Below are 20,930 nucleotides of genomic sequence, written 5' to 3'. Positions count from 1 at the left end.
CCATATGAGCCGTTCGTGGTCGCGGCGGCCGGGACTGCGATACGTCCCGCCGCGGCCGCGAAGCCTTTGGCGCCGGCTGGTGGACTACGCACTGGCCATGCTTGTCCTCGGTCTGCTGATCCTTCTGGCGGCGCGCCTTGATCGGATCGAGACGCGCAAGGCTGAGGGTGCCGCCGTCGTCAATGACGGCGATACGATCACGCTCGGTACCGAGCGCATCCGCATGCGCGGCATTGATGCGCCAGAATATTCGCAGATCTGCCGCAAGGACGGCGCCGGCTATCCCTGCGGCAAGCTGGCGCGGCAGTCGCTGGTACGTCTGATAGCAGGCAAACCCGTCTCCTGCAGCGGCTGGCAGCGCGACCGATACCGCCGGCTGCTGGGCGATTGCAACGCCGGCGGCAGGAATCTCAACCGCGCCCAGGTCGAGGCCGGCTGGGCAGTTGCCTATGGCGATTTTGAAACCGAGGAGGCCGCTGCCCGATCAGGCAAGGCCGGCATCTGGGCCGGCACTTTCGACGAGCCGCACGATTGGCGCGAGAGCCACGATCACGCAGTGGTCGAAAGAAAGCACGGCCGTTTGGCTTCGATCGGCGATGGCTTGCGAGAAATTTTTCGCATCTGGTGATGGCCAACCCTATAGTCGTTGCAACAGGCCTGATCGGTGGGACGTGCGTTCACTCGGACCTCGATTTTGGGCCGATGCAATTGGAGGATGGAATGAAACTCTTCGACGGCGGCCGGGCGCCCAATCCACGGCGGGTTCGCGTCTTCCTCGCCGAAAAGCGGCTTGAGGTTCCGTTGGTGCCCGTCGACATGGGCGCGATGCAGCACAAGGAGCAGCCGGTCAGTTCGCGCAACCCGCTGCAGCGCCTGCCGGTGCTCGAACTCGACGACGGCACCGTCATCACCGAATCCGTCGCCATCTGCCGCTATTTCGAGGAACTGCACCCGGAACCGGCGTTGTTCGGCCGCGGCGCGCTCGGCAAAGCGCTGGTCGAGATGTGGCAGAGACGGATGGAGCTCAACTTGCTCAATTGCGTCAGCGCCGCGTTCCGACACGTCCATCCGGCGATGAAGGAATGGGAGATCCCGCAAATTCCCGAATGGGGCGAGGCCAACAAGCCGAAAGCCGTTGCATTCCTGAAACTGCTCGACGACGAACTGGCGAACCGCGAATTCGTTGCCGGCGACGCCTATTCGATCGCCGACATCACCGGGCTGATCGCCATCGACTTCATGAAGCCGGCGCGTATCAAGGTGCCGGAAGACTGTGCCAACGTGCTGCGCTGGCATCAGGCGATCTCCAGCCGGCCGAGCGCCGCCGCCTGAGAATGGCCCCAGGCATGAGTGAAGAGCTGGAAAACTTCGCGGCGAGGGTGCGCGCCTGCCGAATCTGCGTCGAAAACCCGGTCGGCCGGCCGCTGCCGCATGAGCCGCGCCCGGTGCTCAGGCCGTCGTCGAGCGCCCGCATCCTGATTGCCAGCCAGGCACCGGGCACCAAGGTGCATATGTCAGGCATGCCGTTCACCGACGCCTCCGGCGATCGGTTGCGGGACTGGCTGGGCGTCAGCAGCGAAGAATTCTACGACACGACAAAATTCGCCATCGTGCCGATGGGCTTTTGCTTTCCCGGCCAGGATGCCAAGGGCGGCGACCTGCCGCCGCGCCGCGAATGTGCAGCGGCCTGGCGTGCGCCGCTGATGGCGCTGATGCCGCATATCGACCTGGTGCTGACGATCGGCATCTATGCGCAATCCTGGCACATGGGCGCCGCGCGCCGGCCCTCGCTGACGGAGACGGTGATGGATTGGCGCACCATCTGGGATGCGCCCACCATCCCGAAAGTGCTGCCGCTACCGCATCCGTCGTGGCGCAACACCGGCTGGCTGAAGCGCAATCCGTGGTTTGAAATGGATTTGCTGCCGTTTCTGAGATCGGAAATCCGCTATCGCCTCGGCTGACGCGTAAGCAAGAAATCACTCGCTTTTGCGCCATCTGACAGAATTTCTTTCTTGTGAATGGCCCAAATAAGAAGGACTATAGCCAATCTATTCCTGATCTATCCCGTGGGAGCACCCAAATGGACCGCCTTGACAGAAAAATCCTCCGCCTCTTGCAGGAGGACGCGACGCTCGCGGTCGCCGATGTCGCCAAGAAAGTTGGACTGTCGACCACGCCCTGCTGGCGGCGCATCCAGAAGCTCGAGGAGGAAGGCGTCATCAAGCGGCGCGTCGCCATCCTCGATCATGAAAAGGTCAATGTGCGTGTCACCGTGTTCGTGTCGATCCGCACCAATTCGCACAGCCATGAGTGGCTGCGGCGCTTTTCGGAGGTCATCCAGGAATTTCCGGAAGTGGTCGAGTTCTACCGGATGAGCGGCGACGTCGACTATCTCTTGCGCGTGGTGGTGCCCGACATCGCTGCTTACGACGCCTTCTACAAGCGGCTGATCGCCAAGATCGAGATCCGCGACGTCTCGTCGTCGTTTGCCATGGAACAGATCAAATACACGACAGAAATGCCGCTCGACTACATGGTTCTGGACAAGGAATCGGGCGCCAACGCGGCCTGAGGAGTTTTCGCTTAGTTCTTCTTTTTGTTGAGGAAACTCCATGGCGAGTTTGCCGGTAGCGTGATCGTGTCCGGCACGAGATCGACATCCGTCACCTCCGCCTTGCGTACGGTGTAACCCGACTGGATCACGCTGACACCGTCGAGGATGAAGAGCTGACTTTTCTCCATGCCCGGCTCCAGCGCGCCGGTCACGGCAACCGGCTGATAGGCTTGCGACATTCTGTAGGGGCGGGCGGGCGTGACGAGGACGATCTGATTGGGCGGCGGCGTCGGCATGTGGCTGCACGCCCCTGTCCACGGCACCAGCAGGAACTGATAGACGAGATCGCCGTCGCGATCGAGCGGCAGCGCGTAGCCCGCCAGTTGGATGGCCTTGTCTCGCAAATTGACAGAAAGTGTCTCGCCACGGTCAGGCATTTTTGCCGCGACCATCGGCAATCCGACACTTTCGGCAGCGGGCTGGGTCGCCGGGCGCAGGTCCTTCCAGAATATGCGCGCCGTTTCGGCGGCAGCGGTGGCAGCCACTATGGAAATCAGCACGGCCGCCAGCGCCGCTGTCGATTTGAAACGATTGCTCACCGTGTGCTCTCCATTTGACAGGAGTAAAGCTGCCGTCGCCGACAGCGTCAACGTTCGAGCCGCATCACATGCCGGCGCGAGCCGGCCATGCCGATCTCGTGGAATCCGCGGGCCACGAACATCTCTCGAAAGCCCATGAAACGGTAGCTCGGCGATGCCTGGTCGACCGGATAGGCCTCGATGGTCCTGGCGCCTTTGGCGAAGGCGTGATCGATGGCCGCGTCGAGCAGCTCGCTTGCCAGTCCACGGCCGCGCGACGCCCTCGGCACATAGAAGCAAACGATCGACCAGACGCCTGCCTCGCTGTCGTCCTGCTCCTGCGACAGCTTGCGATAGGTCTCGCGTGGCGCCACGGAGCACCAGCCGACGGTCTTGCCTTCGGCATGGGCGACGATACCGACCGGCGTGCCGGCTTCGATGAGCGCCATCATGGCCCGTCTCCTCTCATCGTTGGACGCATGCTCGCGGTTTTCGAGGTGGCGCCAGGCCATGCACCAGCAATATTTCGGGCCGCCAGGCTGCTCGAACAGGTTCTCGAAATCGGCGCGCGTGGATCGCGTCACCTCGGTGAAGCGGATCTGGCTCCGGTCAGCCTTTCCTGGCGAGCCGCTCGAGCGTCTTGGCATCGGAAAGCTCCCGTGCAGCATCCTTGCCGATCCAGCGCGCCGTCTTGTCGGTCGAACCGGCCAGCTTCTGCGCCAGGGCAAGGGCAGCGCCGTGCAAATTCACCGATCGCTTGCCGATAGAGCGAAGCGCCCAGTTCACCGCCTTCTTCACAAAATTACGGCCATCGGCGGCGTGCGCTTCGATGATCGGCAGGAAGTCGAGGAAGGTCGCCTCTGGCTCCTTCTTCCGGTGGACGACCGACCAGGCCATCATGGCAAAAGCCGTGCGTCGAACGAACTCGTGTTCGTCGGCCGCGAACTCTTCTATCAGCTCCTTCCAGCAATCCGAATCGACAAAGAGGTCGGAGACGCCGTCGACGATATCCCACGAGTCGAAAGTCGCCGCCCATCGTCTTGCATCCGCAGCAGAAAACCGCTTCGGATCGGCTGTGACGGAAGCGATGAACTGCGCTTCCATGATGCCCGACTGCCATAGTTCGAAGGCACGCTCATGGTTGCGCTTGATTTTCTTGGCAATCTGCCTCTGCACGCCATGCGGGATTCCGAGCGCACGTTCGATCTTGATGCCGTAGCGCAGCATCCCAAGGCGGTTCTCCTGCGAGCCGATCGAGCGCAGATGGGCGACAATCTCCTCGGCGCTGGATTGAGGCGAAAGCTCGGCCACGACAAAACCTACTTCTCCAGTCGCGCCAGCAGCGAAGACGTGTCCCAGCGTTTGCCGCCCATGCCCTGCACATCCTTGTAGAACTGGTCGACAAGTGCCGTCACCGGCAGCTTGGCGCCGTTGCGGTCGGCCTCCGCCAGGCAGATGCCGAGATCCTTGCGCATCCAGTCGACGGCGAAGCCGAAATCATATTTGCCGGCATTCATCGTCTTGTGGCGGTTCTCCATCTGCCATGAGCCGGCCGCGCCCTTGGAGATCACCTCGATGACTTTTTCGATGTCGAGCCCGGCCTTCTTGCCGAAATGGATGCCTTCAGCCAGCCCTTGGACAAGGCCGGCGATGCAGATCTGGTTGATCATCTTGGTGAGTTGGCCGGAGCCGGCCGGGCCCATCAGCCCGACCATGCGGGCATATGCATCGATGACAGGCTTCGCCTGCTCGAAGGCTTTCTGTTCGCCGCCGACCATGACGGTCAGGATGCCGTTTTCGGCGCCGGCCTGACCGCCGGAGACCGGTGCGTCGAGGAACGAAAAACCGCGAACTTGCGCCTTCTCCGCCAGTTCGCGCGCGACTTCAGCCGAGGCCGTGGTGTTGTCGATGAAGACGGCTCCCTTCTTCATCGACTGGAACGCACCCTCGGCTCCGATCGTCACCGCGCGCAAATCGTCGTCATTGCCAACGCAGCAAAAGACAAAATCCTTGCCGTCGGCGGCCTCAGCGGGCGTGTCGGCAACACTGCCGCCATGCTGGGCAACCCATTGCTCGGCCTTTGCCTTGGTGCGGTTGTAGACGGTGACGTCGTGGCCGCCCTTGTTCCGGAGATGTCCGGCCATTGGATAGCCCATGACGCCAAGACCGAGAAATGCCACCGATGCCATGTTTTCGAATCCCTTCAATCCTGTTTCCGGCCTTCTTAGCGGATCAGGCAAAGCTATGGGAGTCAGCGGTGCAGATGTATGGTAATGCGCCGTTCTATCCACTCGACCGCGTGGCGGAGTATCTCGACAATGATCAGATAGATGATCGCCGCCCAGACATAGGACTGGAAGTCGAAAGTGCGCGAATAGGTGAGCTTCGTGATGCCCATCAGATCATAGACGGTGATGATGGCTACGATCGCCGAGCCCTTGATCATCAGGATGATCTCGTTACCGTAGGGACGCAGCGCCACGATCAGTGCCTGCGGCAGGATGATCTTCCACATCGTCTGCAATTTGTGCAGGCCGAGCGAGGCGGCACCCTCCCACTGGCCTCTGGGCACGCTCTCGATCGCGCCGCGCAGGATTTCAGCCTGATAGGCGGCAGTATTGAGCGAGAAGGCGAAGATTGCGCAGTTGAACGCCTCCCGGAAAAAACCCCAGAGGCCAATCATATCGAGCTGTGGCCGGAAAGAGCCTACGCCGTAATAGACAAGGAAGGTCTGGGCCAGCAGCGGCGTGCCGCGGAAGAAATAGACATAGGCATAGGCAAGACCCGAAAGAAACCGGTTCTTCGACATGCGGGCATAGGCGATCGGCACCGAAAGGATCGCGCCAAGCACGATCGAGATGGCGACCAGCAGAAGCGTCACACCTAGCCCTGTCACATAGGATGGCGCATATTTCGCGAAAAGCTCGCCGTTCCAGGCGACAATGAGGTAGGCAGCAATCCCGGCAAGAAAAGCTATCCACATACAGACCAGCGCGTAGCCGAGAATACGTTGGCGCGGCCAGCCGTGCGGGATTGCTGGCGGTTTTTCGACCTTCCTCGCCACGTCGGCTGCTGCCGCACTCATCGCTGCACCTGCTGGCGGCCGACCGCACGTTCGATCGCATTGATGCCGAAGGACGATATGATGGCGAGGAGCAGATAAATAAGCGCGGCAACACCGAAAAACAGGAAGGCGTGCTTGGTGACGCGGGCGGCGACGCCCGCTTGCCGCAATATGTCGGTAAGACCGATGGCGGAAACCAGGGCGGTATCCTTGAGAAGGATGAGCCACAGATTGGCAAGACCCGGCAGCGCGATACGGATAAGCTGCGGCAGCACCACAAGGCGCATCGTGTGCCAGCCAGACAGGCCAACCGAATAGCCGCCCTCATACTGTCCCTTCGGGATGGCGCGGAATGCCGAGAGGAAGACCTCGCTGGCGTAGGACGAGAAGACGACGCCGAGCGCGATCATGCCGGAAACAAAAGCATTCACTTCGACCGCGGCGGTCGGGTCATACAGGCGCATCAATTGCTGAATGCCGATTTGCGCGCCGTAAAAGATGATGAACAGGGTCAGCAACTCAGGCAATCCACGAAAGATCGTGGTGTAGATATTGCCGGCCAGCCGCAGCGACGGCTCGTTGGATTGCTTGGCCAGCGCAACCAGAAAGCCGATCACCAGACCGAGAGGCAGGGTCGCGGCTGCAAGCGAAACGGTGATGAAAACACCATAGGCGATGTCGTCGAGCCAGCCTTCGGGTCCCCAACTGAGCAGCGTCCAAACGCTTTGCATCCGCCTGCCTGTTCTCCTCTATGCTTTTTTTGAGAGCGCGGCGTCAGCCCTGGCGCGCCGCGCCTTGTGCAAACGGCGGGGATGTCCCGCCGTTCGCCGTCAACCCGGAAGGATCAGGACTCGCCGCCGTAGACGTCGTACTTGAAGTACTTGTCGTTGATTTCCTTGTACTTTCCGTTGGCGCGGATGGCGTCGATCGCCTTATTGAACTGATTGACCAACGCGGTATCGCCCTTGCGTACCGCGATGCCGGCGCCCGGACCATGGATCTCGATGTCGGGTGTGATCGCGCCGATCAGCTTGCAGCAGGCGCCGTCCGGCGTGGCAAGCCAGCCTTCGATGACGGTGATGTCGTCGTTGACCGCATCAACGCGGCCATTGGCGAGATCGAGCTGGTATTCCTGCGCGGTCGGGTACGGCTTGATTGTGCTGTCGGCATAAGTCTTGGTTGAATAATTGAAGTGGGTGGTGGACGCCTGCACGCCGATCGTCTTGCCGGCCAGGTCCTCTTTGGTCACGCCTTTGATATCGCTGTCCTTGGGCGCGGCGATCGCCGGCGGCGTGTTGTAGTATTTGTTGGTGAAGTCGACCTTCTCGGCACGCTCCGGCGTAATCGACATCGAGGCAACGATGGCGTCGAACTTGCCGGCCTGAAGCGCCGGGATGATGCCGTCCCAATCCTGCGCGACGAAAGTGCACGTCACCTTCATCTCGTCGCAAAGCGCCTTGGCGATATCGATGTCGAAGCCCACGAGCTGGCCATCAGCAGTCAGGTTGTTGAACGGCGGATAGGCTCCCTCCGAGCCGATCCTCAAGGTTTTCTCCTGAGCCTGGGCAACGCCCAATGTCAGCAGCGCCGCCGATGCGGCGAGCGCTATACGCAGTGCAGTACGCATGATAGTCCTCTCTGTATGTTCCCGGCCGTCGTTCCAAACGGCTCTGTGGGCGGTTCTGTTGACCGCCCGCTGGCGCGATACTCCCATTCTTTCCCAAGAAAAAGCAACTGTAAAACCGTTGCTTGCGGGTTTCGCATTGCCGGACAATGCTGACGTCGCGGCAGGCAAACAACCGAGGAAAACAGGGGGGCAACGAGGAAACAGGGGGCGGCCGATGCTTCTTCGGCAGTAGCCTCAGCGCGTCAAACCTGTCGCGCGCTCGATGAAGTCGGCTATCGATCTGGTGTCGTCGAGATCGAAGACAGGCAGGCTTTCGTCGGCTATGGCGAAGTCGGCGGCGATGGCGACGATGTGCGGATCATTTGCCGAAAGCGGTGCCCAGTCCTTGGCCTCCATCCGCCGCGTCTCGATCTTGCTGTGCGCCTCGCGCTTGTAGCCTTCGACCAGCACGATGTCGGCGGTGCCGAGCCGCGACAGGATCGCATCCAGCGTCGGCTCGTCCTCGCCGCGCAATTCATGCATCAGCGCCCAGCGCCTGTCCGACACGATGGCGACTTCAGTGGCCCCGGCCTGCCTATGGCGAAAACTGTCCGCCCCCGGTTTGTCGATGTCGAAGGCATGATGGGCGTGTTTTACCGTCGAGACTTTCCAGCCACGCCGGACGAGTTCGGCGACCAGCTTTTCGGTCAGTGTCGTCTTGCCGGAATTCTTCCAGCCGGTGATACCGAAGACGCGTCTCATCATAGCTTCATGCTCTGCAACAGACCCTCGACACGGACAAGGTCACTCGTGGCGAACGGCAAGCCTATATGCCGTCCGGCGCCATATCAGGTCCAGCGCTTTCGGCGGCTGTCTTGCGCCGGCCGACGATCCGTTCGCGGTAAAGTGCGTAGAGGCCGGAGCAGACGATGATGCTGGCGCCGAGGATCATCGGCAGGTCGGGAACGTCGCCGAAGATGAACAGGCCAAGCAGGATCGAGCAGAGCAGGGCCGTGTAGCGGAACGGCGCGATGAACGAGATGTCGCCCACCCGCATCGCCATGATGATGAACTGGTAACCGATGACCACGAGCACTGCCGCCAATGCCAGGAACGCCGTGCTTTCCCCCGTCATCGGTGTCCATCCGCCCATCGGCAAAAGCAGCGCCGCGCCGAGCACGGTCATGGCGAGTGCCGTGGTGGTCGACACCAGCAATGTCGGAATGGCTTGCGGTATCCGCTTGGTGGCGAGGTCACGCACCGCACAACAGGCGACACAGGCCAGCGCCAGCAGCGAATAGATGCTGAACCCCTCGAAGCCCGGCCGCACGATGATCAGCACGCCGGCAAAGCCGATGGCTATGGCCAGCCAGCGCCGCCAGCCGACGCCTTCCTTGAACACAAGTGCTGCGCCCATCGTCACCGCCAGCGGCAGCGCCTGCAGCACGGCCGAGACATTGGCAATCGGCAGATGGGCAAGGGCGATGAGAAACGACGCGGTAGCGCCGGCTTCGCCGATCACGCGTATCGCCACCATCGGCTGCAGCATCGAGCCGGGCACGGCAAGCGCACCGCGTTGCCAGGCAAGCAGGCCTACGAAAAGCGAAGCGAAGGCGCCGCGGATCAGCATGACCTGCGCCATGTTCATGGATTCCGACGCGACTTTGGTGATCGCGTCGTTGAGGGTGAAACCACTCATCGCCACCACCATGAACAGTGCACCGCGAAGATTTGGGGAAAAAAGCAAAGGCGTTACCACTGTGGTCCTGCATCAAGCCTCTACCAGCCGGCGGCAAGACAGCAACGTCAAAGGGCTGGTCCACGGCCTTCGGCGGCTCGTTACAACCTCCTCGCAACAGCGGCAGGATTTATTTCGGTGGTGCGACCAGGAAGATCAGCCGCCGGTGACGCTCATGTGCCGCGATACCGACGGACGGTTGGTGCGGCGGTCGATGATGAAATCATGGCCCTTCGGCTTGCGGCCAATGGCTTCGTCGATGGCGTCGGCGACCAGTTCGTTGCCTTCGGATGCACGCAACGGTGCGCGCAGGTCGGCCGCATCTTCCTGGCCGAGGCACATATAGAGCGTGCCGGTGCAGGTCAGCCGGACGCGGTTGCAGCTTTCGCAAAAATTATGCGTCATCGGCGTGATGAAGCCGAGCCTGCCACCGGTCTCGGCGACGTGGACGTAGCGGGCCGGGCCACCGGTCTTGTAGGGGATGTCGGTCAGCGTGAACTGCCGCTCGAGTGCTGCGCGCAGCAGCGACAGCGGCAGATACTGGTCGGTGCGGTCGCCGTCGATCTCGCCCATCGGCATGGTTTCGATGACAGTCAACTCCATGCCGCGGCCGTGCGCCCAGCGCAGCATCTCGGGCAGTTCGGCGTCATTGAAATCCTTCAGCGCCACCGCATTGAGCTTCACCTTCAGTCCCGCTGCCTGCGCGGCGTCGATGCCATCCATGACCTTGTCGAGATTGCCCCAGCGGGTAATCTGACGGAATTTTTCCGGGTCCAGCGTGTCCAGCGAGACGTTGATGCGCTTGACCCCGCAATCGCCGAGTTCAGCGGCAAAGCGCGAAAGCTGCGAGCCGTTGGTGGTCAGCGTCAATTCTTCCAGAGCGCCGCTTTCGAGATGACGCGAAATCTGACGCACAAGATGCATGATGTTCTTGCGCACCAGCGGCTCGCCGCCGGTAAGACGCAGTTTCCTGACGCCCTTTTCGATGAAAACCGTGCATAGCCGGTCGAGTTCTTCCAGCGACAGCAAATCCTTCTTGGGAAGGAACGCCATGTCCTCGGCCATGCAATAGGTGCAGCGGAAGTCGCAGCGGTCGGTGACCGAAACGCGCAGATAGCTGATCGTGCGACCAAAAGGATCGATCATGTCCATGCTGGTGCGTTTCCCGTGGTTGCGAACGGCATCGTTATATATGGCTATGTGATACGATCCAACCTGCCATTCAAGACAAGAAGTTTCGATCCTGGGCAACATCGCGCCGACAGATCGTGTCGGAAATTTCGAAGCGGCCTTTTCCCGCTGCGCGAAGCGGCGTAGGGAAAGGACAGATGATGCGGAACCTATCACCATGACGGCGCCGAAGGAACTCAGGGTCTCGAAGGACCGCAGGCTGCTAACCGTGACGTTCCCTGGCCATCAGCCGTTCGAGCTGCCGGCGGAGCTTTTGCGGGTGGCGTCGCCATCCGCCGAAGTGCAGGGCCATTCGCCCGAACAGCGCGTGACCGTTCCTGGCAAGCGCAACGTTGCGATCCTGAAGATCGAACCGGTCGGCAACTATGCCGTCCGCATCACCTTCGACGATTTCCACGATACCGGCATCTTCACCTGGAACTACCTGCATACGCTGGGTCATGAGAAGGACGCACGCTGGGCCGCCTATCTCGCCGAGCTGGAAGAGAAGGGGCTAAGCCGCGATCGGTAGCTCCGGCCCGTCGTCAAAGCGTCACCGATTTGGAGTAGCGGCTGCGGATACTCGGAGGCGAAAACATGTCCGTCATCACCACGGTCGAGCAGCTCGAAGCGCTCTATGGGCTGCCCGGCGAGACGTCGCTGGTCAAGGAACTCGACCATGTCATTCCCGAATACGCCGCCTTCATCGAGGCCTCGCCTTTTGCCGCGCTCGCGACCTGCGGGCCGGAAGGGCTGGATTGCTCGCCGCGCGGCGACCTCGCCGGCTTCGTCCGCATCCATGATCCGAAAACCCTGCTGATGCCGGACCGGCGCGGCAACAACCGTGCCGATTCGCTAAAAAACATCATTCGCGATCCGCGCGTCGGCCTGTTGTTCCTGGTCCCAGGCTGCGGCACCACGCTGCGCGTCAACGGCCGCGCCCACATCACCACGGATGCCGCGCTGTGTGCCTCGTTCAGCGTCGACGGCCGACCGGCGCGTTCGGTCACGGTCATCGATGTCGATTCGGTCTATTTCCAGTGCGCTCGCGCCGTCCATCGGTCGGAACTGTGGAACCCGGCGAGGCATGTCGACCCGAAGTCGCTGCCGACACCCGGAAAGATCCTGGAAATCACCAGCCGGAAAGGCATCGACGGCGAGGCTTACGACAGGGAATGGCCGGAGCGCGCGAAAAAGTCGATGTGGTGAGCGGGTCACGCTTCCTTGAGCACGTCTGCAATTTTGCGCATCTGCTCGCCGATCATGTCGCATTGCTCCGGCGTCGACTGGCTCATCGCTTTCTCGATCAGCGCCATATGAACCTTCAGCGCCTGCATCAGCAGTTCCGTGCCGGCTTCGGTCAGGGTCAGGCGCAGCACGCGCTTGTCCTTCTGATCGCCTTCGCGGCGCAGCAGGCCGCGTGTCTCGAGTTGCGGCAAAAGCATGGTGATGTTGGAACGGCCGACCAGCAGCCGGCGGGCGAGATCGTGCTGCGACATGCCGGGATGGCGGTAAAGATTCATCAGCACGTCGAGCTGCGCCGGCTTCAGGTCCAGCGGCGCAAGCTTCACTGCCAGCGTGCGCTCCAGGACATGGCAGGCGCGCGCCACCGCGACCCAGTTGCGAAAACGCGGGTTGTCCCAGGGCAGCTCTTGTTTAATGTTCATGTTTGAACTATTATGTTCATGCTTGAACGAATGGATGGATCGCCACTATGGCATCATTTGGATTGAAGGTCATCCGGGGCGTGTTTGCCGCCGCCGAACATGTGGCTCCCCGCCTTACCGGGCGCGCGGCATTCGAACTGTTCTGCCGCACGCCGAACGCCAAAATTCTCAGCGACGGCGAGCGACGCGCCGTCGACCGCGCCGCCGGCTTCATGGCCGAGGCTCGCCATCATCTGCTGAAGACCAAAAACGGCTGCGTCATGGTGCATGAATTCAGGCCAGAGCCGGGCAGGCGGGCCGCCGGCACGGTGCTCGTCATCCATGGCTGGCGTTCGCGCACCGAATATATGCGCACGCTGATCGAAGCCTATCGAGGCGCCGGCTACAAGGTTGTCTCGCTCGACCTGCCGGGCCACGGCCAATCGCAGGGACGCCGGCTCACATTGGTCAGCGCTGTCGAGGCCGCTCGGCTGACCGGCGAGTGGTTCGGCCCGTTCGTGGCGGTCGTCGGCCATTCCTTCGGCGGCGCCGTCGCCGCCAATGCCGTCGCCGGTTCGGTCAAGGCCATTCCGCCGCTGCCGGCCGGGCGGCTGGTGCTGATCGCGGCGCCGAGCTCACTGCCTGCGATCTTCAACGATTTCAGCCGCATGCTCAGTGTCGGCCCACGCTCGCAGGCCGCCATGGCCGACCGGGTCGAACGCATCGCCGGGCGACCGCTGCACGAATTCACCGGCGACCGTCAGCTTGCCGGCACGCCGGTGCCAACGCTGGTCATCCATGCGCCGGACGACCGCGAGGTGTCCGCCGACCATGCAAGGCTCTATGCCGGGGCCGGCGACCATGTGCGGCTGTACTGGGCCGACGGGCTCGGCCACCGCCGCATCCTCGCCGACAAGGGCGTGGTCGAGCGTGCGGTCGGCTTCGTTGCCGAACACCGGGAGCCGGTATCGCTGCATTAAACAGCGACGGCTTCGACCTGCGTGCAGAGATCGACCGCTTCGAGGAAGAGCGCTTCCTTGCAGCCGAATGCGTCGTAGGGGCTGGTCGAGTTGATTCCCATCGCCGGCGGCGTCATCGCCCGGCCTCAGTGCTATTCGCTGGAGCCGGAACGGAGCCGATTCGCTTCGGCTGCCACCGTTGTGAAACCGTTCTGCAACAGAGACGTTCTGAAATTTATGAAAGCTTAACGAAATCAGTATGAATCGGTGTAGTCGCGCCCTACATCCATGATGCGGTGGGCGAGACCGTCAAGCGATGCGGAACGGGAGCCGGCTGCAGCCGGAGCGGGTGATTCCATGAAATTCCTCGGAAACAAAGCAACCGTGATGCCGCTTGCGGCGGTCGCGGCAATGCTGGCCTTCGGCGTGCCGCAGGCAGACGCGCAAGGGTTTTTCGAGAGGCTCTTCGGCGGTGGTGTCAGGCATTCGCCGCGAGGTGATTACCCCCTGCCGCCATCAAGGCAGAGGCCGAAATACAAGCCATATGCGGCAGCGCCCGCTGCCTCTCGGATTCGCAGCCCGTCCTATTACACCTACAAGAGCGATCCGCTCGTGCGCGTCGACTTCTCGACGCTGACGGCAGCGCCGGAGCCGGCAATGCCACAGGACGCCGCATTCCAGCCATCTTCCGTCACCGGCGCGGCCTTCCGCGAAGCGATTGCCGGACTGGATGACTACGAGCTCTACGCCGAGAAGGACATCGCCAAGGCGCTCGTCGCCTATTACGCGGCCAATCCGGATTTCATCTGGGTGACGGGAGCCAATGCCAACAGCCGCGCGCAAGATGCGGTGCGGGTGCTTGGCGAGGCGACGAGCTATGGCCTCACGCCGGCCGACTATACGGTTGAAGTGCCTGCCGCCGGCGCATCGACCGGCAGCGCCGATGCGCGGCTCAAGCAGCTCGTCCGCTTCGAGATGGCGCTGTCAGCGCGCGTCTTGCGCTATGTCCGCGACGCGCACAGTGGCCGCGTCGATCCCAATCGCATTACCGGCTACTATGATTTCCCGGCCAAGCCGCTCGACATGGAAGGCGTGCTGAAAACGCTGACGCGCACCCAGCAAGTGCGCACCTATCTCGAATCACGGCATCCGCAGAACGCCGAATACCAGGCGCTGCGCGTCGAACTGGAATCACTTCAGGCCAGCGCCGACGACGAGATCGTCGTCGATCCCAAGCTGTTGCTGAAGCCGGAAGAGAGCAGCCCCGAACTGCCGAAGCTTCTGGCGAAGATCGCGCGCAATCTCGACGACGAGATGGGCGGCGCCTATGGCGAGATATTGGCCAGGCTCGCCACCAGCGAGGTCTATGATCCGGAACTGGTGCCGGTCATCAAGGCGGTTCAGAAAAAGGCTGGCATGAAGGGCGACGGCGTCATCGGTCCGCGCACCGTCGCGGCGCTGGTCGGGACGTCCAAAGCCGACAAGATTCAAAAGGTGCAGGTCGCGCTGGAAGAGTTGCGCTGGCTGCCATCCGATCTCGGCAGCCCGCGTGTCTTCATCAACCAGCCGGCGTTTACCGCGAGCTATATCGAAAATGGCGAGGAGAAGCTGAAGACCCGCGTCGTCATCGGCAAGACCACCAACCAGACTTCCTTCTTCTACGATCAACTCGAGCAGGTCGACTTCCATCCCTACTGGGGCGTGCCGCAGTCGATCCTCGTCAACGAGATGCTGCCCCGGCTGCGCAGGGATCCCGGCTATCTCGACCGCGCCGGCTACGAAGTGGTCAATGCGCGCGGCAAACGCATTCCGTCCTCCTCGGTCAATTGGGGCGCCTATGGCGCAAAAATACCTTATGGCGTGCGCCAGCTGCCGAGCGAGGCCAATGCGCTGGGCGAACTGAAGATCCTGTTCCCCAACAAGCACGCCATCTACATGCACGACACGCCGCAAAAGACGTTTTTCCAGCGTGACATGCGCGCGCTCAGCCATGGCTGCGTTCGCCTGCAGGATCCGCGCGGCATGGCGGCGGCCGTGCTCGGCACCTCGGTCGATGACATCGCGGAGAAGCTGAAGCACGGACATGCGACGGAGAAGGTAGCGCGCAGGATCCCGGTCTATGTCGCCTATTTCACCGCCTGGCCTGATATGTCCGGCAAAGTGGAATATTTCAGCGACGTCTACGACCGCGACGCGCGGCTGCAGCAGGCGCTCGATAGCACGGAAGCAGTGCGCTCGCCGGCGATCTGAGGATGCTAACGCAGGGAGAGCGGGCGCCGGAACCCGGCCGCGCCGCCATGAGCGTCGCCGAGCTGGGCACGTATTGCCTGGAGGGGCGATCTATTTGGGTTCGGCTGTCACCGGATCGTAGGTGATTTCGACCTTCGCCTTGTCGGTCGTGTAATAAGTAACGGTGTAGGCGCCGCTGTCCCAAGCGACCTCGTCGACGTAGCGAAAGTCGTCGCGTTGCTCGACCTTGGCGATTATCTCCGACAGTTTCCTGGCATTCTGCGGCGGCAACGGACTTCCGTCTGCGGCAAGGGCCGGTTCACCGAAAAAGAGAACTACGACGCCTGTCGCCAAAACAAGTCTGAACATGGCTTTCCCTCGCTTCTCGCGAAAGTAGAAACTCGCGGCCATGCAGGTTTGTTCCGGGCAGGTTTGTTCCGGGTTCCGGAATGGACACCCGCGAATTGCGCCGACGCATTGTCGTTTGCTCATGCTAACGCGTCTGCAACTCACCTTCGTCGGGGAAGAGGTGGGCCAAGGCCGTGTCGAACGTGAGTTCCAGAGCGTCACCCGGTTCAAAGACCTTGTCTTCATTGAAGGCGGCAATGAGTTCGCTGTTATCGCGAAGTGTCAGGTCGACAATCGTCTCGCTGCCCAATCGCTCGGCATGTGCCACGATGCCATGCAGCAAGCCTTTTCCAGATTGCACCGGCCGGAGGTGCTGCGGACGGACACCCAGGATGGCCTTGCCGTCTTTCCGGAAGGCGCGCCTTCTGGTCGCTACCCTGATCGGCTCCAGGGATTGGTTGCCAACCATTGCCGCTTCGCCATCGAGGGCGAGGACGTCGACGTTCAGGAAATTCATCGACGGCGCTCCGAGAAAGCCGGCTACGAATCTGTTGGCCGGCTCGTGATAGAGCTCCATCGGCGCTCCGATCTGCATGACTTGACCGTCCTTCAGCACGACGATCCTGTCAGCCAGCGTCATCGCCTCGACCTGGTCGTGGGTGACATAGATCATCGTTGTGCCCAGTTGCCTGCGCAGCCGGCCGATTTCCATGCGCATGTCCATGCGCAGTGCGGCGTCGAGGTTGGAGAGCGGCTCGTCAAACAGGAATACGGCCGGTTTCCGGGTGATTGCGCGCCCGATGGCGACGCGCTGGCGCTGGCCGCCCGAAAGCTGACTTGGCCGGCGGTCGAGCAAATGTTCCATTTGCAGGATGCGTGCGGCCTCGGCCACCTTCTGCTGCTTTTCCTGCCTGGAAGCGCCCGCGATCGTAAGGCCGAACGCGATGTTCTCGCGCACGGTCATGTGCGGAAAGATGGCATAGCTCTGGAACACCATCGCAACACCGCGTTGCTTGGGCTGCAGCTGGTTGACCACCCGGCCTCCGATCTCGAGGGTGCCTTCGGTTATGTCCTCGAGTCCGGCGATCATGCGCAGCAACGTGGACTTCCCGCAGCCCGACGGTCCAACAAAGACGACGAACTCGCCGTCGTTGATGTGGATATCGACGCCTTTGATGATTTCGACGCGACCGAAGGATTTCTTGACGCCCTTGAGTGAGACCTCAGCCACGAGCGATGGCTCCCGTTTCCTGATTCATGTGCGGCAATTCGGGGTCTCCGATCGATTGGTCGGCCTTGAGGAATGGGGCTGACCGGCCGTCCCAGATCCACTGGCGTTTGAGCGCGAGAGCCATGCAGTCAGCCCTTCACGCCGGTCGAGGCGATCGACGCGATGAAGGCGCGCTGCAGCAACAGGTAGAAGACCAGCACAGGGACGGTGATAAGGGTGAGATAAGCCATGACTTCGCCCCAGGCGACGTTGAGTTGAAAGAAGTAGCCGAGGCCGACCATGACCGGGCGATAGCCTTCCTGCTGCACCACGATCAGCGGCCAGAGATATTGGTTGTACATGACGAGGAATTTCAGGATGGCGGCAGTCGCCAGTACCGGCCCTGAAAGCGGCATGACGACGCGATAGTAGACCTGCCACCAATTCGCTCCCTCCACCCGGCTTGCGTCAATCAGTTCGCCCGGCAGCCCTTTGAAATACTGCACGAACAGGAAGATCGTAAGTCCGTCGGCGATCCACGGGATGATCTGCACCCGGTAGGTATTGAGCCAGCCCCAATGCAGCCCATCAAGCCCGATCCAGGGCAGTTTCGAGACCAGGAGCAGGAGCGGGATAGCGATGGTCTCGAAAGGGATGATCAGCGTCGCGATGACGATCGAGAGCAGGACATCGCGCCCCTTCCACCGCAGGAAAGCAAACGAGAATGCGGCCAGCGAACAGATCAGCAACGAGAGAAGGACGGTCGCCCCGGTGACCAGAACCGAGTTTAACACGAACAGGCCGACCGGCGCCCGCCGGAACGCTCCGAAATAATTGTTGAGGCTGATGTCGCCGACGGGCAGGAAGGCACGCAGGCTGGAAGTGTCCGCGAGAAGCTGACTGTCCGGCTTGAAGCTCGAGTTGATCATGAACACGAGCGGAAAGACGAAGATCAGCGCGATCAGGCACAGCACCAGATAGCGGACGAACAGCCTGAGGCCGTAATTGTCGGGATCGAAGGCCATCCTAACGCTCCCGTGTCAGCCAGCGCTGGATGAGTGAGATCGCCAGCACGATCACGAACAGGATGACCGAGATGGTCGAGCCGCCGGAGATGTCCTGCTTGCCGTAGCCGCGCTCGACCGCCTGGAAGACGAGGGTCTGGGTGCTGTCGAGCGGACCGCCATTGGTCATCACGTCGATCTGGGCGAAAAGCGCGAAGCCCTGCATGGTGATCACGACAAGCACAAGCACGGCGGTGTTGCGCAGGCCCGGCCAGGTGACATAGCGGAAGGTCTGCCATCTTGAAGCCCCCTCGATGGCGGCGGCCTCGTAGAGCGTGGGGCTGATCGTCTGCAACCCCGCCAGCCAGATGACCATGTGGAAGCCGACGGCCTGCCAGATCGACATGGCCATGACTGCGGGCAGCGCCGTCGAGGGATTGCCGAGCCAGTCGACGGGCTGGAAGAGGCCGAAGGTGAGGGCCTGGAGGATGCTGTTCAACAGCCCGTTCTGGCCGTCATAGATGAACCGCCAGAGGAGCGAGACCACGACGATGGAGACCACCACCGGCATGAAGTAGATGGTCCGGAACAGGTTGATGCCCCTGACCTTGTGGTTGATCAGCAAAGCAAGCATCAGCGCGAGGCTGCCCTGTACCGGCGCCACGACCAGGACGAACAGGAAGGTGTTTACCAGCGCCTTCATGAACACAACGTCGCTGGCGATGACGATCATGACGTTTTCGCCGGACTGCCAGCGAAACCACTCGCGCATGCCGCGATACTGAGGATAATCGTCGCTGCGGGTGATCTCACGCAGGCGGGGATACTGGATTTCGCCGGCCTCGTTTCGGACCACTTCGCCAGCATCGTCGCGCTCCGGCTCGAGGGTCACCACCGCAAGGCCCAGGAGCTGCTGATAGTTTTCCAACCCGACGAACTGGGTCGGGTTCGGTGACAGCAGCCGCTGATTTGTCAATGACAGACCGATCGCGAAGAAAAACGGCAGCACGATGAATGTGAAGATAAGTGCGAAGCCCGGCAGGACGAATGTCCAGCCCGCCCGGTTCGACAGGGTTAGCTTCGACGCCATTTGCCGTATCCGCCCAGCAAGCCACAGAGGGTGGAGTCCGCGGCTGGCGAGGACCCCGGCGCGACAGAACTAGCGGTGACCGTAGCCACCATTGCTTTCGATGTCAGCGTCGATCTCGTCGACCGCCGCGTCAAGCGTGTCGGCCACGTCGGCGCCATTGGCGATATCGGCCAGTGCCTTGGTGAAGACCTTGGCCTGGACCACGTACCCCGGGGTGACCGGGCGCACCAGGGCTTGTGCCTTGGAGAGGTCGAAAAACACCGCGAGCGGGCCGCCATCCTTGTAGTTCTTCGTCATCTGCGCCGCCGAGGGCGTCGGCGGGATCAGGCCGATGCCGTCGGAGAAGGCGGCCAGGTACTTGTCCTGCGCGGCGAACTTGATGAACTCGGCAGCGCCTTCCGGATGTTTCGACTTGGCCGACACGCCGAATTGCCAAGATCCCGCGCCGATCTTGTTGCCGGCGCCGAAATCGGGGGCTGGAAGGAAGACAACGTCATCCACGGCTTCCATCGTTGCCACCGCGCGCCAGTTGCCGTTCCACTGGAAGGCGAACTTGCCGCCGATGAAACCGGTCTGCTGATCGGCCGGGTCCTCGCTGGTGCCAGGCGCATAGCCTCCGGTAAACAGCGCTTGCCACCACTTGCCGAACGCCTGCGCAGCCTCGCCGTTCAGCGCGCCTTCCGCGGTCTTGTAGGTCGAACGGTCGACAATGTCGCCGCCGAAGCTCTGCAGGAACGGCGAGAAGGCGTAGGAATACCACTCGGCCTGGTCGTTCATGCCGAGATCAAGGGCGAATTCATACTTGCCGGAGGCCTTGGCGGCGTCGAGCGCGGCCATGAATTCCTCGCGCGACCAGGGCTTGTCGAGGGTCGGGGTGCGCAAGCCCAATTCATCCAGCGTCGATTGGCGTGCAAAAAGCGCCACCGCCGCCTCCCACAGACCGACCGAATAGACCTTGCCATCCCACACGCCTTTGGCGCCGGGCAGGAAGTCGGCGAACTCGCTCTCGTCGATCGGCAGCGGCTGCAGATAGCCGGCCCAGGCCCAATTGGGCATGACGGGCCCGTCCACATCCAGGATGTCGGGCAGGTTGCCCGCCAGGGCCGCAGCCGCGACGGAATCATTGTAGCTCTTCTCGGGGAAGCTCTCGATGGTCACCGTCCAGTCGGACTGGCTGGTGTTGAAGTCGGAAATAATCTGGTTGAGGATTCGCGACTCCACCTCATTGCCGGCGCCGTGATACCACATGGTCAACCTGGTCTGCGCCAGCGCGGGCGCACACAGACAGGTCGACGCGATCACCACACCGGCAAGGTGTTTTGTCAGGTTCATCGGTTATTCCTCCCTTTCGACTTTAAGGTCGCCGGCTGGATCCAAGGTCGAGGCCGCCAGGACAGCGGGCCGGGAAGCCAGCGCTCAGTTTCGGGTCGGCCGCTACGGCCCTTGATGGGGTCCAGCAATGTTCGCGGAAGCCGGACGCATTTGCAATTGCGCAGTTTCACCTAATCGGAGCAGGAGGTCGACGGCGATTTCCCCTCGTCAGTTCGCGGGCCACTGAGATAGCAGTTCACCTAGGACGATTTTGTCCTGCGTCAACTTTCTCCCGGCCGCGTTCAATGTGCAGCTTGAGCGATTCCAAGGGTAGACAGGGCCTTGTGATGTGTCCCCGGCTGCCTGGCGAATCGCATGAACCGGGTCTTGGCAAACCTTGCGATGAGGCGGAAGTTCGAA

General features: G+C 61.9%; 24 protein-coding genes. 8 read left to right on the top strand and 16 right to left on the bottom strand.

Annotation, left to right across the window (positions count from 1 at the left end; translation table 11 throughout):
- Positions 1-4 precede the first annotated feature (4 nt).
- From AC0L2A_RS12110 to AC0L2A_RS12095, 4 genes are all read left to right on the top strand, one after another.
- A complete protein-coding gene (locus AC0L2A_RS12110) occupies positions 5-628 on the top strand; it encodes a thermonuclease family protein (RefSeq protein WP_473608976.1) in 624 nt (207 codons plus the stop codon).
- Between the two features lie 92 nt (positions 629-720).
- Complete coding sequence (locus AC0L2A_RS12105; RefSeq protein ID WP_473608975.1) at positions 721-1,332, top strand: glutathione S-transferase; 612 nt, start codon at positions 721-723, stop codon at positions 1,330-1,332.
- Between the two features lie 14 nt (positions 1,333-1,346).
- Complete coding sequence (locus AC0L2A_RS12100; protein WP_473493233.1) at positions 1,347-1,964, top strand: uracil-DNA glycosylase family protein; 618 nt, start codon at positions 1,347-1,349, stop codon at positions 1,962-1,964.
- A gap of 119 nt (positions 1,965-2,083) precedes the next feature.
- Complete coding sequence (locus AC0L2A_RS12095; RefSeq protein ID WP_006333679.1) at positions 2,084-2,575, top strand: Lrp/AsnC family transcriptional regulator; 492 nt, start codon at positions 2,084-2,086, stop codon at positions 2,573-2,575.
- Positions 2,576-2,586: 11 nt separating this feature from the next.
- On the opposite strand, the gene AC0L2A_RS12090 is transcribed toward AC0L2A_RS12095, so the two are convergent.
- From AC0L2A_RS12090 to moaA, 10 genes are all read right to left on the bottom strand, one after another.
- Complete coding sequence (locus AC0L2A_RS12090) at positions 2,587-3,156, bottom strand: DUF3299 domain-containing protein (protein WP_091590945.1); 570 nt, start codon at positions 3,154-3,156, stop codon at positions 2,587-2,589.
- 47 nt (positions 3,157-3,203) lie between these two features.
- The gene (locus tag AC0L2A_RS12085) at positions 3,204-3,782 is read right to left on the bottom strand and encodes a GNAT family N-acetyltransferase (RefSeq protein ID WP_473608974.1); all 579 of its coding nucleotides are present in this window, start codon (positions 3,780-3,782) and stop codon (positions 3,204-3,206) included.
- Positions 3,745-4,446 (bottom strand): DNA alkylation repair protein, encoded by a 702-nt coding sequence (locus AC0L2A_RS12080; protein ID WP_473608973.1) that lies wholly within the window; start codon positions 4,444-4,446, stop codon positions 3,745-3,747. Before AC0L2A_RS12080 ends, AC0L2A_RS12085 begins: the two co-directional genes overlap by 38 nt.
- An 8-nt stretch (positions 4,447-4,454) precedes the next feature.
- Positions 4,455-5,324 (bottom strand): NAD(P)-dependent oxidoreductase, encoded by an 870-nt coding sequence (locus tag AC0L2A_RS12075; RefSeq protein ID WP_473609015.1) that lies wholly within the window; start codon positions 5,322-5,324, stop codon positions 4,455-4,457.
- Between the two features lie 62 nt (positions 5,325-5,386).
- Positions 5,387-6,220: an ABC transporter permease gene (locus tag AC0L2A_RS12070; protein ID WP_473608972.1), complete on the bottom strand. Its 834-nt coding sequence runs from the start codon at positions 6,218-6,220 to the stop codon at positions 5,387-5,389.
- Complete coding sequence (locus tag AC0L2A_RS12065) at positions 6,217-6,930, bottom strand: ABC transporter permease (RefSeq protein ID WP_287220749.1); 714 nt, start codon at positions 6,928-6,930, stop codon at positions 6,217-6,219. Before AC0L2A_RS12065 ends, AC0L2A_RS12070 begins: the two co-directional genes overlap by 4 nt.
- A gap of 113 nt (positions 6,931-7,043) precedes the next feature.
- A complete protein-coding gene (locus AC0L2A_RS12060; protein ID WP_027151758.1) occupies positions 7,044-7,826 on the bottom strand; it encodes an ABC transporter substrate-binding protein in 783 nt (260 codons plus the stop codon).
- A 234-nt stretch (positions 7,827-8,060) separates the two neighbouring features.
- Positions 8,061-8,570 (bottom strand): molybdopterin-guanine dinucleotide biosynthesis protein B, encoded by a 510-nt coding sequence (gene mobB, locus AC0L2A_RS12055; protein ID WP_473493228.1) that lies wholly within the window; start codon positions 8,568-8,570, stop codon positions 8,061-8,063.
- 61 nt (positions 8,571-8,631) lie between these two features.
- Complete coding sequence (locus tag AC0L2A_RS12050; RefSeq protein ID WP_473608971.1) at positions 8,632-9,552, bottom strand: DMT family transporter; 921 nt, start codon at positions 9,550-9,552, stop codon at positions 8,632-8,634.
- Positions 9,553-9,699: 147 nt separating this feature from the next.
- A complete protein-coding gene (gene moaA, locus AC0L2A_RS12045) occupies positions 9,700-10,695 on the bottom strand; it encodes a GTP 3',8-cyclase MoaA (protein WP_473608970.1) in 996 nt (331 codons plus the stop codon).
- Between the two features lie 196 nt (positions 10,696-10,891).
- Here moaA and AC0L2A_RS12040 point away from each other — a divergent pair, with 196 nt between their 5' ends.
- Together AC0L2A_RS12040 and AC0L2A_RS12035 are read left to right on the top strand one after the other, a co-directional pair.
- Positions 10,892-11,245 carry a gamma-butyrobetaine hydroxylase family protein gene (locus AC0L2A_RS12040; RefSeq protein WP_023801862.1) on the top strand — a complete coding sequence of 118 codons (354 nt, stop codon included), beginning with the start codon at positions 10,892-10,894 and terminating at the stop codon, positions 11,243-11,245.
- A gap of 65 nt (positions 11,246-11,310) precedes the next feature.
- The gene (locus AC0L2A_RS12035; protein WP_473608968.1) at positions 11,311-11,922 is read left to right on the top strand and encodes a pyridoxamine 5'-phosphate oxidase family protein; all 612 of its coding nucleotides are present in this window, start codon (positions 11,311-11,313) and stop codon (positions 11,920-11,922) included.
- Between the two features lie 5 nt (positions 11,923-11,927).
- On the opposite strand, the gene AC0L2A_RS12030 is transcribed toward AC0L2A_RS12035, so the two are convergent.
- On the bottom strand, positions 11,928-12,380 hold the full coding sequence (locus tag AC0L2A_RS12030; protein ID WP_091590958.1) for a MarR family winged helix-turn-helix transcriptional regulator: 453 nt from the start codon (positions 12,378-12,380) through the stop codon (positions 11,928-11,930).
- Between the two features lie 47 nt (positions 12,381-12,427).
- Between AC0L2A_RS12030 and AC0L2A_RS12025 the strand changes: the two genes are divergently transcribed.
- Positions 12,428-13,339 carry an alpha/beta hydrolase gene (locus AC0L2A_RS12025; RefSeq protein ID WP_473608967.1) on the top strand — a complete coding sequence of 304 codons (912 nt, stop codon included), beginning with the start codon at positions 12,428-12,430 and terminating at the stop codon, positions 13,337-13,339.
- Between the two features lie 336 nt (positions 13,340-13,675).
- The gene (locus AC0L2A_RS12020) at positions 13,676-15,568 is read left to right on the top strand and encodes a L,D-transpeptidase family protein (protein WP_473608966.1); all 1,893 of its coding nucleotides are present in this window, start codon (positions 13,676-13,678) and stop codon (positions 15,566-15,568) included.
- A gap of 90 nt (positions 15,569-15,658) precedes the next feature.
- Here AC0L2A_RS12020 and AC0L2A_RS12015 read toward each other — a convergent pair whose 3' ends face one another.
- The 5 genes from AC0L2A_RS12015 to AC0L2A_RS11995 form a co-directional block, all read right to left on the bottom strand.
- Positions 15,659-15,916, bottom strand: coding sequence for a PepSY domain-containing protein (locus AC0L2A_RS12015; protein ID WP_027151749.1), 258 nt, complete (start codon positions 15,914-15,916; stop codon positions 15,659-15,661).
- Positions 15,917-16,040: 124 nt separating this feature from the next.
- Positions 16,041-17,126 carry an ABC transporter ATP-binding protein gene (locus AC0L2A_RS12010; RefSeq protein WP_473608964.1) on the bottom strand — a complete coding sequence of 362 codons (1,086 nt, stop codon included), beginning with the start codon at positions 17,124-17,126 and terminating at the stop codon, positions 16,041-16,043.
- A 128-nt stretch (positions 17,127-17,254) separates the two neighbouring features.
- Complete coding sequence (locus AC0L2A_RS12005) at positions 17,255-18,130, bottom strand: carbohydrate ABC transporter permease (RefSeq protein ID WP_473608963.1); 876 nt, start codon at positions 18,128-18,130, stop codon at positions 17,255-17,257.
- Between the two features lies 1 nt (position 18,131).
- Complete coding sequence (locus AC0L2A_RS12000) at positions 18,132-19,199, bottom strand: carbohydrate ABC transporter permease (protein WP_473608962.1); 1,068 nt, start codon at positions 19,197-19,199, stop codon at positions 18,132-18,134.
- A gap of 69 nt (positions 19,200-19,268) precedes the next feature.
- Positions 19,269-20,531, bottom strand: coding sequence for an ABC transporter substrate-binding protein (locus AC0L2A_RS11995; RefSeq protein WP_473608960.1), 1,263 nt, complete (start codon positions 20,529-20,531; stop codon positions 19,269-19,271).
- Positions 20,532-20,930 lie beyond the last annotated feature (399 nt).

This window comes from Mesorhizobium sp. WSM4844 (genome assembly GCF_055811775.1).
The sequence above is the reverse complement of the archived record's forward strand: the minus strand, read 5'-3'. Positions and strand labels throughout refer to the sequence as shown.

Excerpts from the sequence above, each read along its gene's own strand:
- AC0L2A_RS12110 (WP_473608976.1), top strand. The coding sequence starts at position 5 with ATGAGCCGTTCGTGGTCGCGGCGGCCGGGACTGCGATACGTCCCGCCG.
- AC0L2A_RS12105 (WP_473608975.1), top strand. The coding sequence starts at position 721 with ATGAAACTCTTCGACGGCGGCCGGGCGCCCAATCCACGGCGGGTTCGC.
- AC0L2A_RS12100 (WP_473493233.1), top strand. The coding sequence starts at position 1,347 with ATGAGTGAAGAGCTGGAAAACTTCGCGGCGAGGGTGCGCGCCTGCCGA.
- AC0L2A_RS12095 (WP_006333679.1), top strand. The coding sequence starts at position 2,084 with ATGGACCGCCTTGACAGAAAAATCCTCCGCCTCTTGCAGGAGGACGCG.
- AC0L2A_RS12085 (WP_473608974.1), bottom strand. The coding sequence starts at position 3,782 with ATGCCAAGACGCTCGAGCGGCTCGCCAGGAAAGGCTGACCGGAGCCAG.
- AC0L2A_RS12075 (WP_473609015.1), bottom strand. The coding sequence starts at position 5,324 with ATGGCATCGGTGGCATTTCTCGGTCTTGGCGTCATGGGCTATCCAATG.
- AC0L2A_RS12070 (WP_473608972.1), bottom strand. The coding sequence starts at position 6,220 with ATGAGTGCGGCAGCAGCCGACGTGGCGAGGAAGGTCGAAAAACCGCCA.
- AC0L2A_RS12065 (WP_287220749.1), bottom strand. The coding sequence starts at position 6,930 with ATGCAAAGCGTTTGGACGCTGCTCAGTTGGGGACCCGAAGGCTGGCTC.
- AC0L2A_RS12060 (WP_027151758.1), bottom strand. The coding sequence starts at position 7,826 with ATGCGTACTGCACTGCGTATAGCGCTCGCCGCATCGGCGGCGCTGCTG.
- mobB (WP_473493228.1), bottom strand. The coding sequence starts at position 8,570 with ATGATGAGACGCGTCTTCGGTATCACCGGCTGGAAGAATTCCGGCAAG.
- moaA (WP_473608970.1), bottom strand. The coding sequence starts at position 10,695 with ATGGACATGATCGATCCTTTTGGTCGCACGATCAGCTATCTGCGCGTT.
- AC0L2A_RS12040 (WP_023801862.1), top strand. The coding sequence starts at position 10,892 with ATGACGGCGCCGAAGGAACTCAGGGTCTCGAAGGACCGCAGGCTGCTA.
- AC0L2A_RS12035 (WP_473608968.1), top strand. The coding sequence starts at position 11,311 with ATGTCCGTCATCACCACGGTCGAGCAGCTCGAAGCGCTCTATGGGCTG.
- AC0L2A_RS12030 (WP_091590958.1), bottom strand. The coding sequence starts at position 12,380 with ATGAACATTAAACAAGAGCTGCCCTGGGACAACCCGCGTTTTCGCAAC.
- AC0L2A_RS12025 (WP_473608967.1), top strand. The coding sequence starts at position 12,428 with ATGGCATCATTTGGATTGAAGGTCATCCGGGGCGTGTTTGCCGCCGCC.
- AC0L2A_RS12020 (WP_473608966.1), top strand. The coding sequence starts at position 13,676 with ATGAAATTCCTCGGAAACAAAGCAACCGTGATGCCGCTTGCGGCGGTC.
- AC0L2A_RS12015 (WP_027151749.1), bottom strand. The coding sequence starts at position 15,916 with ATGTTCAGACTTGTTTTGGCGACAGGCGTCGTAGTTCTCTTTTTCGGT.
- AC0L2A_RS12005 (WP_473608963.1), bottom strand. The coding sequence starts at position 18,130 with ATGGCCTTCGATCCCGACAATTACGGCCTCAGGCTGTTCGTCCGCTAT.
- AC0L2A_RS12000 (WP_473608962.1), bottom strand. The coding sequence starts at position 19,199 with ATGGCGTCGAAGCTAACCCTGTCGAACCGGGCGGGCTGGACATTCGTC.
- AC0L2A_RS11995 (WP_473608960.1), bottom strand. The coding sequence starts at position 20,531 with ATGAACCTGACAAAACACCTTGCCGGTGTGGTGATCGCGTCGACCTGT.